The organism is Desulfuromonas carbonis (genome assembly GCF_054658035.1).
Genome location: NZ_BAAHXR010000003.1, coordinates 635092 through 648561, shown reverse-complemented (window position 1 = coordinate 648561; position 13470 = coordinate 635092). Strand labels below are relative to the sequence as shown.

Genomic DNA, 13470 nt, shown 5'->3' with positions numbered 1-13470 from the left:
ACCGGCCGCTAGAGTGATTGCCAGGGCAAGGGATCACGGTTCCAGCCAGACCTTTCCGGCCTTCACGGTTATTGCAGCAGGGGAGTCGTTTTGTTTGGTCCGATGTGAGTTTATCGACGACTGCGGGTTTTTCCGCAAATACGGGAGCAAGCGCAGCCCTGCCTGGCAGGGTCTCTTCTCTACCTACTGCTGTGGTGAGCTGGTCCGTTTCTGCGAACGCTGGAAAGCCTACCACCGAGATTTTAACCCTATCGAAGACGATATAATGCCCTGCGGTGAACCGGTGCCGGACCCCTTCACGCTGCTCCTTTGAAGGGGGTTCGCAGGTAGCTTGATCAAGAACAAAAGATGAGGTCAACGGCTGACTTCAGGCCGTTTAAACCGGGCAAAGCTCAACTGTGAGTGGGGGAGGCGGCAGTCAGGAGGGGTTGTCGCCCCGATGTAATTTTTTACTGATCTCAATGCAGTAGGAGGGGGGAGCCCCAACCGGAAACGGTTGGGGCTATTTTTTTGGTGCGCCAGGCATGGCGCGTAGCGCCTTGACTGGCGCTGTCTGATTCACTGTGGTGGTGAATCAGTGACTTGGGGGTGCAAGTCCCCTGCGGACCCTGATGGCGGGAACCGCTAGCCGGACGGCAAGGGTGTCCATCGCGAGGTGGAATCTGAAGGAAGCCGCAGGCAAAATCCCGGTCCGACGAACAGAAACCGCATGAGGCAGTCTCATCCGGGCGAGAAGGCCAATATCTTCAAAGCCCGATAGCCATCCGGGAGGGTGGGGCTGTAGATGCGGCGGGTAGATGGGAGGAAGGTCACGCGCATTACCCTGGGAGATCTGTCGGTCTGCCTCGTGCTACCGTCACCGTAAGGTGTCGGGACGGGCCGGCAGAAGTCAGCAGAGGCCGTAGTAGCCGGAGTAACCACCCGGCAAAGGGCCGAACACGAGGCGTCGTTTCAGGAGACTCGCGTTTCGATGACGACAAGAGCAGCAGAAGTCCCGGTCGAGATACCGGGAGCCGTCCCGGAGGGCAGCGGCCGGAAGCCGCCAGAGCATGGGAGCGGTGCGTCAAACGTCACGGCAACGAGAGACCCTTCCTGGACGAAAGCGGAAAGGGGGCTGATGGAAGACGTCGTCAGCCGCCCGAACATGATGGCGGCCTTAGAGCGGGTGGAAGCCAACAAGGGCGCCCCCGGCATCGACGAGATGACGACGGGCGAGCTACGCGGTTTTCTCAAGGAGAAGTGGCCGACCATCAGGGAAGAGTTGCTGAATGGGACGTATCGCCCCCAGCCGGTGCGGAAGGTGGAAATCGAGAAGCCCGACGGGGGAGTGCGCACCCTGGGAATCCCCACGGTGTGCGATCGGCTCATTCAGCAGGCGCTGCATCAGGTGCTGACGCCGCTATTCGATCCGGACTTCTCCGAGAGCTCCTACGGGTATCGTCCCGGACGGAGTGCCTGGCAGGCGGTTAGAGCCGCCCGTCGGCATGTGGCCGACGGCAAGCGCTGGGTGGTCGATATCGACCTGGAGAAGTTCTTCGACCGGGTGAACCACGACATCCTCATGTCGCGGGTCGCCCACAAGGTCGAAGACAAGCGGGTATTGCTGCTCATCCGGCGGTACCTGCAAGCCGGAGTGCTCGAAGGCGGGCTTGTGTCGCAGAGGGTGGAAGGGACGCCGCAGGGTGGTCCCCTCTCACCTCTTCTGTCGAACATCCTGCTCGACGCGTTCGACAAGGAACTGGAGAGGCGCGGTCACGCCTTCTGCCGCTACGCCGACGACTGCAACATTTACGTGCAGACCAGGCGCAGCGGCCAAAGGGTCATGGCCAGTCTCACCCGGTTCCTGGAGGAGCGGCTGGCACTCAAGGTCAACGTCGCCAAAAGCGCCGTCGACCGTCCTTGGAAAAGGGTCTTTCTGGGTTACAGCATGACCTTTCACAAGAAACCCCGCCTCAAAGTGGCGGAGTCGAGAGTGAAGCGGTTCAAGGCCGGACTCAGGAAGGTCTGCCGACGGGGGAGGGGACGCAGTCTCGCTCAGGTCATCAAAGAAATCACCCCGAAGCTACGGGGGTGGGCCTCTTACTTCCGCCTGGCGGAGGTCAAAGGCATCTTCGAAGAACTGGACAAATGGCTGCGGCGGAAGCTGCGCTGCATTCTATGGCGACAGTGGAAGCGCCCCTATACCCGGGCCAAGAGGTTGATGCAGCGGGGATTGCCGGAAGCCCGGGCGTGGAAATCGGCCACGAACGGGCGAGGCCCCTGGTGGAACTCAGGGGCCTCGCACATGAATGAAGCGTATCCGACATCCTTCTTTCGCTACTTGGGGCTGATCCGCTTGACCGATCAGCACCGCCGCTTTCAGAGCGCCTTGTGAACCGCCGTGTACGGAACCGTACGCACGGTGGTGTGGGAGGACGGCGGGGGCGACCCCGCCTCCTACCCGATGGGAGGATTTCCCGCAGTTCATTTGCGCCAGAAGGAGGGGAAGAAGAGGACGAGGACGGTAAAGAGTTCGAGCCGGCCGAGGAGCATGCAGAGGATCAGGACCGCCTTGCCGAAGGGGGCGATGTGCCCGTAGTGGGCGATCGGGCCGACACTGCCGAGACCCGGGCCGATATTGCCGAGGGTGGCAATCACCGCGGCGCCGGCCGAAACCAGGTCCATGCCGACCGCTGCCATCAGGAACGAGGCAAGGACGAAAATCGCCATGTAGAGAGCGAAAAAACCGAGGATCGACTGCATGACCTCGCGGTCGACCGGAGTATTGCCGAGCTTGACCAGGCGCACCGCGCGCGGGTGGATCAGGCGGTAAAGCTGGACCTGGGCATGCTTGAAGAGGAGCAGGATGCGGGCGACCTTGATGCCGCCGCCGGTCGATCCGGCACAGCCGCCGATGAACATCAGAAAGACCAGCAGGTACTGGGCGAGAACCGGCCAAGTCTCGTAGTTGGCGGTGCCGAAACCGGTGGTGGTGAGAATCGAGGTGGTCTGGAAGGCGCTGAAGCGCAGGTTGTCGGCCAGCGACTGGTAGCTGGTCCCCTGGTTGAGGATCACCAGCAGGCCGGTGACACCCACCGTGAGGGCCAGGTAGAAGAGAAACTCTTCGTTGCGGAAGTACTCGCGCAGGCGGCCGCGCAACGCATAGTAGTGGAGGGAGAAGTTGACCCCGGCGAGAAACATGAAGAAAGTGATGACCCAGTCGATATAGGCGCTGTCGTAGGCCCCCACCGAGGCGTTGCGGGTCGAAAAGCCGCCGGTGGCGAGGGTGGCAAAGGCGTGGCAGAGTGCCTCGTAAAAGCTCATGCCACCTGCCATCAGCAGCGCCGCCTCCGCGGCAGTGAGCAGAACGTAGACTCCCCAGAGGAGCTTGGCAGTGTCCTGGATGCGGGGCTTGAGGCGGTCGGCAGTCGGCCCCGGGACTTCGGCCTTGAAGAGCTGCATGCCGCCGACCCCGAGCATCGGCAGGATCGCCAGCGACATGACGATGATCCCCATGCCGCCGAGCCAGTGCGTCAGCGCTCGCCAAAGAAGCACGCTCTGCGGCAGGGTCTCGATCACCGGCAGGATCGTTGCGCCGGTCGTGGTGAAGCCGCTCATAGTCTCGAAGCAGGCATCGAGGGGGTTGGGGATGGCGCCGCTGAAAAGGAACGGGAGAGCGCCGAAAAAGGCGTAACAGAGCCAGCCGAAGGTGACAACGGCGAACCCTTCACGCACCGACAGCTCGCGGTCGCTGCGGCAGAATTTGAGGAGCAGCGCTCCGACCGCGCCGGCGATTGCCGCGGAGAGCAGGAACGCCCCGGCGGCGCCGTCGGCAAAAAAGAGGCCGAAGGGAATCGGCACCAAAAGGGCGGCGGCGAGAAAGAGGAGCAGAGCGCCGAGAATACGCAGGGTCAGCAGGATGTTCATGGCGCGGCGAAGAACTTCTCGACCTTGGCGACCGACCCGGAAAGGGCGAAGACGACAATGCGGTCACCGCTTCGCAGCAGGGTTTCGCCGGTGGGGATTTCGTAGCTGGCATCGTGGACAATGGCGCCGAGAATCGCTCCGGGGGGGAACTGGAGATCCTTGAGGGGGATGCCGATGACACCGCTGCCGGCCTTCACCTGCAGTTCAAGGGCTTCGGCATTGCTCCCTTCGATGGTGGCAAGGGAAATGATATCGCCGCGCCGGACGTATTTGAGGATGGCCCCCGCTGCGGCAAGGCGCGGCGAGACGCAGGCATCGATGCCGAGCGTGGGGGCGAGACCGAGCATCTCCGGGCTGTTGACCAGGGTCAGAGTGCGGCGGGCGCCGTGCTGGCGGGCGAGGAGGGAGCAAAGAATGTTGCTCTCGTCGCTTTCAGTGACGGCGATAAAGACGTCGGCCCCTTCGATCCCCTCGTCGACGAGGGTACGGATGTCGGTCCCCTCGGAATGGATGATCAGGCTGCGGCGCAGTTTGGCGGAGAGGGTCTCGCAGCGCTTTTCGTCCCGTTCCACCAGGCGCACATCAAAACGCAGCTTTTCGAGCTGGCTGGCGATGCGCAGCCCGATGCGCCCTCCGCCGAGGACGAAGGCGCGTCGTGACCGCTGTTTCGGGGCGTCTTCCAGTTGCAGCATGTATTGGATGGCCGGCAAATCGGTCTGGTGGGCCACGATAAAGATGCTGTCTCCGGCCTGAATGACATCATCGCCGCGCGGGATGATGGTTGCAGTGCCGCGGCTGATGGCGGTGACGACAAAGCGGTACATGCCGCGAATTTCACCCAGCTCCCGCAGTGTCAGGTCGACCAGCGGGCTATCGGGGCCGATACGGTAGCCGAGGAACTGGATTTGTCCCTCGACAAATTCGGCAACATCGAAGGCCCCGGAACGGCATGCGATCTTGACGATTTCGTCGGCGACGGCATCGTCGGGATTGATCAGCAGGTCGATACCGAGCTTCTCCTTGGAGAGGATCGCGCCCTGGCTGGTGTATTCAATGCTTTTAACGCGGGCGATGCGGGTCTTGACCGAGTATTCGCGCGCCAGCAGGCAGGCAAGGATGTTCACCTCGTCGAGGTCGGTGACGGCGATGAAGATTTCGGCGTCCTTGATGGCGGCCTGTTCCAGGGTTTCGGCACTGGCGCCGTTCCCCTGGATGCCGAGAACGTTGAGGCGGTCCCGGGCGCGGGAAAGGTGCTCAATCTCCCGATCGATGAGGGTGACTTCATGCCCTTCGAGGGAAAGGCGTTCGCAGAGAAAGTAGCCGACCTGGCCGGCGCCGACGATGAGAACCTTCATGCGGAGGATCCGTTGTTCAGCCCGCGGCTGGTAGTGGAAAATGGAAATTGGCCCCATTCATCGCATAGATTGCCGGGATGTGCAAGGGGCCTAACTCGGGCTTGCCCTGCTCCCGGCACCCGGTTAGAATCGTGGCGGAGCGTGAAAGGAGTCGGAGATGGAAGGCTGGGGTGATGGAGTGGACGAAGAGGTGTTGCGCCGTGAGCGCGCCAAGGCCCGTGAGCTGCGCAACAGTCAGTGGTGGAAAAACCGGATCGCTACCGGGTGTTGCCACTACTGCGGGCGGCAGGTGGCGCCCCGGGAGCTGACTCTCGATCATGTCGTCCCCCTGGTTCGCGGTGGGCGCAGCACCCGTGGCAACTGTGTGCCGGCCTGCAAGGAATGCAACAGCAAAAAACAGCACCTGCTGCCGGTGGAGTGGCAGGAATACCTGGACAAACTCGCCCGGGATTGAATGCCTTTGCGCTTCGGCCTAGAGTTCTTCCTCCGCGTCGTCGCCAGGCTCTTCCGCGTCCCCCTCCTCATCCTGGAAATCATCCTCCAGGAAGCGATCCAGGAAACGCTGGTTGTCCCTTATCCGCCGTTCGATGTCGCGTTGCAGCTCATCGAGTTCGGGAAATCGGCTGGTCCCGCTCCCCTCATCCCCCGGTTCCCCGTCCTGCTCGTGTGCAGGAACCTCCGCTTTATCCACCACGTCGCTCCTTGGCCTTGTTGTAGAGTTCCAGATAGCGTTGCGCCGCCGGGCGCCAGCTGAGGTCGGCGCGCATCCCCTGGCGGACGAGCCGCAGCCAGTCACGGCGCCCCTGAAAGCGTTGCAGGGCGCGGTCGAGGGCCGCGAGCAGGGCGACCTCGCTCAGCTTGCCGAAGCTGAAGCCGTTACCGTGGCGCGGGTCGCGGTCGATGTCGGTGACCGTATCGGCCAGCCCGCCGGTGCGGCGCACCAGCGGCACGCTGCCATAGCGCAGGGCGATCAGCTGGCCGAGACCGCAGGGCTCGTAGCGGCTCGGCATCAGGAACAGGTCGGAGCCGCCATAGATCCGGCGTGCCAGGGCGTCGTCGAATTGGAGGCGAACCGCGGCCTGGCCGGCACTGGCAGCGTCCCGGGCGGCAAAGCGTTCCATCAGCCCCCGTTCGCCGCTGCCGAGCAGCACCAACTGCAGGTTGCGGGCGAGGAGCTTGTCCCAGGCCGCCTCGACCAGGTCGAGTCCTTTCTGCGGGTCGAGGCGGCTGACAATCGCGACCAGCGGTTGCTTCGCATCGACCTCCAGACCTAATTCCTGCTGCAACAGTCGCTTGCAGCGCGCTTTGCCGCGCAGGTCGTCGGCACTGTACCCGGCCGGCAGCACCGGATCGTTCAGGGGATCCCATTGTTCCGGGTCGAGGCCATTAAGGATGCCGTAGAGGTCCCGGCGCCGCTGCCGCAGGATGCCATCAAAACCGTGCCCCTGTTCCGCCTTCTGGATCTCCCGGCAGTAGGTCGGCGAGACCGTCGTCAGGATGTCGGCGCAGAGCAGCCCCCCCTTGAGAAGAGAGACCTGGCCGTAGAATTCGACCCCGTCGAGACCGAAGAGATGTTCCGGCAGGCCGAGGGTGGCGAGCTCCCGACGCGGGAAGAGGCCCTGGTAGCCAAGATTGTGAATGGTCAGCAGGGTTCCGATCCCGGCATAGAAGGGATCGGTGGCGAGTTCGTGGCGCAGCAGCACCGGAATCAGGCCGGTCTGCCAGTCGTTGAGGTGCAGCACCTCGGGACGAAACGGCCCATGGCGGATGAAATCGAGGACTGCGCGGCAAAAGAAACCGAAACGCTCGGCGTTGTCCGGGTAGTCGCCATCGGTGGTGCCATAGAGCTGGGGGCGGTCGAAATAGTCCTCGTGTTCGATCAGGTAGACGGGGACATCATTGATCAGGGTCTCCCGCACCAGGCCGTGGCGGAGCTGACCGCCGACCACCGCCGTCACCGGCCAGCTCGCTGCTGCCAGGGGGATGCGCTGCTCCCGGGTGACGCGGTAATAGGGGAGAATAATGCGGACGTCATGACCGCGGCGGCGCAGTTCGCGGGGGAAGGAGCCGGCGACGTCGGCGAGACCGCCCGTTTTGGCGAGCGGGGCGACCTCCGGGGTGACCAGCAGGATTCTCATGACTGTCACTCCGGAGGCGTCATCAGGAAACGGTCGAGGCGATAACCGGCGCTCTCCGCCTGCTGCAGCAGAAGGGTGCGGCGATCGGTCAAGGCCGCCAGCTGGCGGCCCAGGGCTGCGGATGAGAGGGTTTCGTCGCGGCAGAGGGCAAGGGCGCCAACCAGGGTCAGCCCGTCGAGCCAGGCAATGGCCCGTTCCCGGTTGAACCAGACCACTCCGTCCGCCTGGTGGACCAGCAGATAGCGGCCAACCTCGGCAGCGGCGAAGAGTTCCGTGAGGTCAGTTGCCGCTGCGGTCCAGCTGTCGTGGTGCCGCAACAGCAGCCGGACCAGGGTTGCCGGCGCCGGTATCGTTCCTTCCGGGAAGGCCTCATCGAGAAGGAGTTCCGCCGCCCGCGATCGGTCGGGCCCGTCAGCGGCGATCCCTTCGAGGCAGAGCAGGACCACCAGCACGGCGGCGGGGAGCTGGTCCGGAAAGCAGAGTGCCCGCAGCTGGGCCAGGGCGGCGCGCACCGCGGCAGAGCGGCCGGGGAGGCCGCAGCCGTGCTGGAGAGCTGCCAGGTCTGCGAGGAGGGCCGCGGTCCGGGCGCTGCTCTCTTCAGCCAGTCCCGTCGCCCGGGCAAAGGCCAGAAAGACTTCGTCCAGCCGCTGCCGGAGACCTTCGTCCGCGGCTTCTTTTTGGGTCTTTTTACGCGTTCCGGCGCCAGCCGCGAGCGGCCACGGGGTCTCCGTGGCGAGCAGCCGGCGTAGCTGGGCGGTGACCTCCCGGGCACGCCAACGGCCCAGCTCGCGGTCGAGGTCGGCCACCCCGCGGCCGGCAAGGTGCCCGGCCAGTTCCCGCCAGTGACCCTCCGGGTCCGGTTGCGGGCGCAGGCCGGTAAAGACCCGATAATCGTAGGCTCCCAATTGCAGGAAGAGGCCGTTATTGCGCAGCTCCTCCGCCCCGAGCAGGAACTCGCTGCCCGTTCGTTCTTCGCGCCAGCGCCAGAGCGGCTCCCCCTCCGGGCCGACCCCGAGGGCCGCGGCGAGGGAGGTTTGGCGCAGGTTCGGCTCGCCACTGCCGGGAAACGCCTTGGCAACGGCGCGGCGCAGCCGGCCGGCGGTTTCGCTGCTGCGGTTGTGGTAGACGACCAGGGTGTGCTCGCCGCCACAGGCGTTGCTGTAGGCGAAGACATCCTCGTTGACGTTTCCTCCGCTCTCGAAATCGTAGAGCTCGAAGGCCGCCGCCTCACTGAAAAGCCAGCGCCGTTGCAGCAGCGGGCAGATCTGGGCTTCGTGGTGGGCGATAAAGCCGGCATCCGGCGCTTCGTCGAGGTAGGCGCGGCGGTATTCCATGCCGTACTTCTCACGCAGTCCCTCGATCTGGCCATGGCCGAACATCGGCAGGCCGGGGAGGGTGGCGAGGAGCACCGCGACGCCAAAATACTTGTCCCCCTTGCCAAACTGCTCCACCGCCGTCGCCTCGTCCGGATTGTTCATGAAGTTGACGAAGCGCTTGAGGATCTCGGGATTGAACTCGAGGATATTCTTCAATACCCCGCGGTACTTGGCGTTCTCCTCCTGTTTCAGCATGTGCATGAAAGCGCTGTTGTAGACCCGGTGCATGCCGAGGGTGCGCACGAAGTAGCCTTCCATCAGCCAGAAGGCTTCGGCAAGGAGGAGGGTGTCGGGAACCTCGGCGGCGACCCGGTCGACCACCTCGCGCCAGAACTCCAGCGGGAAAAGACTCTCGAAGGCCTCCCGGCTCATGGCGTGCTCCGCCCGGCTCGGGACGCCGGCGCCGCCGCCGGGAAGGGGGAACCAGAGGCGCTGGAAGTGACGCTTGGCCAGGGTCATGGCGGCATCGAAACGGATGATGCGAAAGCGACGTGCGACCCGGATGATGGTGGCAATCATCGCCTCGCGCACCTGCGGCAGCAGGAAGTTGAGCTGGGCGGTATCGTTCCATGGCATGTGGGTGCCGTCGTTGCCGTGGTAGAGGTAGCGGACCTCGCCGTTGCGCCGGTCCCGGCGCTGGAAGACGACGGCGGCGTCGCTGTGGTCCCAGTAGCCGTCTTCGATGCGCAGCTCGATCTCGCCGGTGGAGGAGAGGTCGGGACCGGAAAAGGAGTAACCCGGGTAGGGGGGGTGGTCGAGCTGGATATACCAGTCGGGATGCTCCCGGACCCAGCGCGAATCGATGCCGGTATGATTGGGGACGACATCGCAGGCGAGGCGGATCCCGCGCCGCCGGCATTCCGCTTCGAGGGTGGCGAGGGCTGCGTCGCCGCCGAGGTCGTCGGCGACCTGGTAATCGTCGAGGGAGTAGGCCGAGGCGACCGCCTCGGGGTTGCCCATGCGCTGCTTGATGATGCGCGAAGCGTCCGAACGGCGCCAGAGACCGATCAGCCAGAGAGCCGAGAAGCCCCAGCGCGCGAGGCGATCGAGTTCCTCGCCGGGAATCTGGTCGAGTCGGACGACCTCCCGTTGGTAGGTGCGCGAGAGCTGGTCGAGCCAGACATAGACCGACTTGGCCACCAGCACCGTGCTGCTCATCCAGTCGGCGTCGCGGGAGAAGGCTTCCGGCTCCGGCTCCGCTCCGGCTGCCGGCGAAAAGCCCGGGGCGACGAGGGGGCCGGGGCCGCCGTCACCGCGGTCACGTTCCTCCTCGGCGAGGACGGCGAAGGCGATTTCCAGTCCGGCGAGAAATTCTTCCGGCAGCAGTTCGCCCCAGGCCGCGCGTATGTAGCCGAGCTGGCCGGCCAGGGAGTCGGGGGCTGCTGCCAGGGGCTCGCGCAACAGGGCGAGGAGGGAGCCGCCGAGGCGGCCAGATTGCCGCTTGGGGGCCAGGCGCTGGTCGAGCTCGCTGACCAGGCTGCGCCAGGGACAGACGGCGTCGAGGGGGGCCGGATCGAAAAGGGGGCGATAGGGGGCGGCGGCGCGGTTTTCCGATTGAACAGCAAGAACCAGCAATTCCGTCGCGACCAGGTCGGGGAGGTCGTCAGGTGGCGCTGCCGGCTCCCAGGGGGGAGGAAAGAGCTCGCCGAAGCGGGCCATTACCTGCGGCCAGTCTGCCAGCGGCATGCTCTTCCCCTTGCTGCGCAGCCCCTGGCCGTCGAGGCGGGCGCTGTTGCGCTCCAGATAGCGCCGGGTGATCAGGCGCTGGGCGCTGCAGAGGAGGGCCAGCAGGTTGAGCTGGGCGGCGCTGCCACTCACCGACGCCTGGCGGGAATCGAAACGGTTTGCCACCTCACGCAAGGCATAGAGGCGTCGCGCCGGTGGCGGTACCCGCAGTTCCCGGGGCAAGGCGAGTTCTTGCAGCGCCCGGGCGGTGAGCGGGATACCGAGAGGGAAGTAACGATAGCCGGGGGGGAGAGCGGTCATGGATGAGTTCAAAACAGTTCCGATGCGATCAGGGATAACAGTTCAGGTCGACAGCCGGCGCGGTGGCAGGGTGCCTCGGCAAGAAGGTCAAAAGAATGTCAAGAGAGCTGGCAGCGGCTCTATGGTCTGGCGCAGGTGGCAAGCCCGGTTACCGCCTCGCCTCTTCTGTACCATGAAACTGGGGGAGCGGGCTACTCCTTTGCCAGCTCCTGCTTCCATTCTTCGACTTTGCGGCAATAGCTGTCGAACAATTCCGTGGCCCGCTTCTCATCGAGCGCTTCGACCACCACATGCACCAGCGGACGGTGCTGGTCGGGGAGAATCAGTGCCCAGGCGTCGCCGAGGTTGACCTTGACGCCATCGATAAAGGAAGCGTCGAGGTCGACCGAGTCTTCGCTCATCCGTCGCATGATCCCCCCTTTGTAATCCCAGGAGCAGGCGAGCTGGGCGCTCAGGTAGTGGCGCTGCGGCAGGTCGCGGCGCAGCTGGCCGAGGCTGCAGCCGCTGCCGGCGAGCATTTCGAGGACCTTGGCGACGGTGAACATGGCGTCAAAATTGGCCTGAAAAGCCGGGAAGGCGAAACGGCCATCCAGCGCCGCGCTGAACTTCACCTGCGGTTCGTGCCCCATCTCGACCAGGGAGCGGCCGTCACTCTTGGTCCGCTTAACCGTCATCCCGGCCTCGGTGGCCAGGTCCTCGACCGTCAGCGGCGCGGCCACCGGTACGGCCAGCGAGCCCGGCCCGGCGCAGCGGCAGACGAGGGCGGTGAGGGCGGTCAGGGCCTCGATGTCGGAAAGGACCGCCCCGGTTTCGTCGATCAGCTTGAGCCGCTCGCCGGAGGGGCCGAGCCAGAAGCCGGCGGTGGCGCCGAGGGTGGCGACGATTTTGGAAAGCTGGTCCATGGAGCGTGCGACCTGCTCCGGCGTGCTGCCGGACTTGCTGTCGAGCAGGTGCGAGTTGAGTTCGATCACCTCGCAGCCAAGCTGGTTGAGGAGTCCCGGCAGCAGGTCGCCGGCCGGCGAATGGTTGATGTCGATCACCACCTTGGTGGCGCTGCCGCGCAGCAACTCGCCATCGAGGGCGCGCAGGAAGCCCTCGCGATAATAGTCGTAGATCTTCGGAATATCGGCAATGCCGCCCGGTTCGGAAAAATGGACGCGGCGGAAGTTTTCCTTGTAATAGATGCGCTCGATCCCCTTCGCCATCGACGAGGAGATTTCGTTTCCTTCGCCGTCAAAGAAGAGAATCTCGGTCGTTGCCGGGTCGTCGGGGGACTGGCGGAAGTGAACGCCGCCGACCTCGCCAAAGGTCGCCAGCTTGTAGCGCAGCACCGGCAGCGAAATCATCTTGGCGTCGCGTACATTGATGCCGGCCGAGAGCAGGCCGCCGACAAAGGAGCGTTTGAGCATGCGCGAGGCGCGGATGGCGTCGCGGCCGGCGAGGATAAAGGCATCCTTGGGGAGGGTCGAGCCGTAGGCGGCGCCAAGCTTGGCCGAAAATTCGGGGGTCAGCTCGACATTGGTCAGGCCGCGGACCATCGCCCCTTCAAAAAGAGACTTGCGCCACTTCTCCCCCCAGATCAGGTTGGTGGTGACAATGGCGCCCCCCTCGATCACCTTGCGCGGCCAGACCTTGACATCCTTTTTGATCAGGGCCTTGTCGCCGATCTCGGTTTCGTCCCCGATGACCGCCCCCTCCTCGATGACCACCTCCTGGCCGACGCGGACCCGGTGGCAGAGGACCGCCCCGTGGATGCTGGCGCCGCGCCGCAGGTAGACGTTGTCCCAGAGAACGGCATTCTCCAGTTCGCAGCCGTCTTCGATCAGGCAGTTGCGGCCGACCACGCAGTTTTTGAGCCGGGCCCGGCCGAGGACCTGGGTATTCTCACCCAGGACCACCATCCCCTCCAGCCGTGAATGGTCGGCGCCCACTTCGGCCTCGTTGCCGAGATAGAGGTTCGGGCCGACCTGGCGTTCCTGGATGGGCACCGCCACCCGGCCGGAGGTGATGTCGCTGGTCGCTTCGAGGTAGGCGTCGGTATTGCCGATATCCGCCCAGTACCCCTGCAGGGTGCACCCGAAGAGGGCGGCCCCCTCAGCGAGCATCTGGGGAAAGACATCCTTGGACCAGTCGCGGTTTTCGCCGGCCGGGATCAGGTCGAGGACCTCCGGCTCGACGACGTAGATACCGGTGTTGATGGTGTCGGAAAAGACCTCTCCCCAGCCGGGCTTTTCGAGAAACTTGCTGATCCGCCCGTCCTTGTCGGTAATCACGACGCCGAACTGGAGCGGGTCCTTGACGCTGGTCAAAGTGACCGTCGCCAGAGCCTGATTGGCCTCATGGAAGGCCAAAACCCGGGAGAGGTCGAAGTCGGTGAGCAGGTCGCCGCTGATGATCAGAAAGCGTTCGTCGAGAAACTTGGCCGCAGCCTTGACCGCGCCGGCGGTACCGAAATCCTCCAGGGGGGTGACGTAGGTAATGTGGATACCGAACTCGCTGCCGTCGCCGAAATAATTCTTGATGATCTCCGGCTGGTGGTAGAGGAGCAGGATCAGGTCGTTGATGCCGTGCCCCTTCAGCAAATCGACGATGTGCGCCATGATCGGTCGGTTGATCAGCGGGATCATCGGTTTGGGCAGGTTGATGGTCAGTGGCTGGATGCGGGTGCCGAAGCCGCCGGCCATGAGTACAGCTTTCATCGTTCCCTCC

General features: G+C 64.5%; 8 protein-coding genes. 2 read left to right on the top strand and 6 right to left on the bottom strand.

The annotated features are described in order from the left end of the window. The first annotated feature begins 970 nt into the window (after positions 1–970). Positions 971–2374, top strand: coding sequence for a group II intron reverse transcriptase/maturase (gene ltrA / locus ACYQ8E_RS09900; protein ID WP_459860861.1), 1404 nt, complete (start codon positions 971–973; stop codon positions 2372–2374). An 89-nt stretch (positions 2375–2463) separates the two neighbouring features. On the opposite strand, the gene ACYQ8E_RS09895 is transcribed toward ltrA, so the two are convergent. Continuing rightward, positions 2464–3906 (bottom strand): TrkH family potassium uptake protein, encoded by a 1443-nt coding sequence (locus ACYQ8E_RS09895; protein WP_066728734.1) that lies wholly within the window; start codon positions 3904–3906, stop codon positions 2464–2466. After that, entirely contained in the window at positions 3903–5261 is a 1359-nt protein-coding gene (trkA, locus tag ACYQ8E_RS09890; RefSeq protein WP_066728732.1) for a Trk system potassium transporter TrkA, read from the bottom strand. The genes ACYQ8E_RS09895 and trkA overlap by 4 nt, the downstream gene beginning before the upstream one ends. Positions 5262–5418: 157 nt before the next feature. Between trkA and ACYQ8E_RS09885 the strand changes: the two genes are divergently transcribed. Continuing rightward, a complete protein-coding gene (locus ACYQ8E_RS09885) occupies positions 5419–5715 on the top strand; it encodes an HNH endonuclease (RefSeq protein WP_066728730.1) in 297 nt (98 codons plus the stop codon). A gap of 18 nt (positions 5716–5733) precedes the next feature. Here ACYQ8E_RS09885 and ACYQ8E_RS09880 read toward each other — a convergent pair whose 3' ends face one another. From ACYQ8E_RS09880 to ACYQ8E_RS09865, 4 genes are all read right to left on the bottom strand, one after another. After that, on the bottom strand, positions 5734–5952 hold the full coding sequence (locus ACYQ8E_RS09880; protein WP_066728728.1) for a hypothetical protein: 219 nt from the start codon (positions 5950–5952) through the stop codon (positions 5734–5736). Beyond that, complete coding sequence (glgA, locus tag ACYQ8E_RS09875) at positions 5945–7399, bottom strand: glycogen synthase GlgA (protein WP_066728726.1); 1455 nt, start codon at positions 7397–7399, stop codon at positions 5945–5947. The genes ACYQ8E_RS09880 and glgA overlap by 8 nt, the downstream gene beginning before the upstream one ends. 5 nt (positions 7400–7404) lie before the next feature. Then, complete coding sequence (locus ACYQ8E_RS09870; protein WP_157471922.1) at positions 7405–10761, bottom strand: alpha-amylase family glycosyl hydrolase; 3357 nt, start codon at positions 10759–10761, stop codon at positions 7405–7407. 191 nt (positions 10762–10952) lie between these two features. After that, positions 10953–13460 carry a mannose-1-phosphate guanyltransferase gene (locus tag ACYQ8E_RS09865; protein WP_066728724.1) on the bottom strand — a complete coding sequence of 836 codons (2508 nt, stop codon included), beginning with the start codon at positions 13458–13460 and terminating at the stop codon, positions 10953–10955. Between the last annotated feature and the right edge of the window lie 10 nt (positions 13461–13470).

Excerpts from the sequence above, each read along its gene's own strand:
- ltrA (WP_459860861.1), top strand. The coding sequence starts at position 971 with ATGACGACAAGAGCAGCAGAAGTCCCGGTCGAGATACCGGGAGCCGTC.
- ACYQ8E_RS09895 (WP_066728734.1), bottom strand. The coding sequence starts at position 3,906 with ATGAACATCCTGCTGACCCTGCGTATTCTCGGCGCTCTGCTCCTCTTT.
- trkA (WP_066728732.1), bottom strand. The coding sequence starts at position 5,261 with ATGAAGGTTCTCATCGTCGGCGCCGGCCAGGTCGGCTACTTTCTCTGC.
- ACYQ8E_RS09885 (WP_066728730.1), top strand. The coding sequence starts at position 5,419 with ATGGAAGGCTGGGGTGATGGAGTGGACGAAGAGGTGTTGCGCCGTGAG.
- glgA (WP_066728726.1), bottom strand. The coding sequence starts at position 7,399 with ATGAGAATCCTGCTGGTCACCCCGGAGGTCGCCCCGCTCGCCAAAACG.
- ACYQ8E_RS09870 (WP_157471922.1), bottom strand. The coding sequence starts at position 10,761 with ATGACCGCTCTCCCCCCCGGCTATCGTTACTTCCCTCTCGGTATCCCG.
- ACYQ8E_RS09865 (WP_066728724.1), bottom strand. The coding sequence starts at position 13,460 with ATGAAAGCTGTACTCATGGCCGGCGGCTTCGGCACCCGCATCCAGCCA.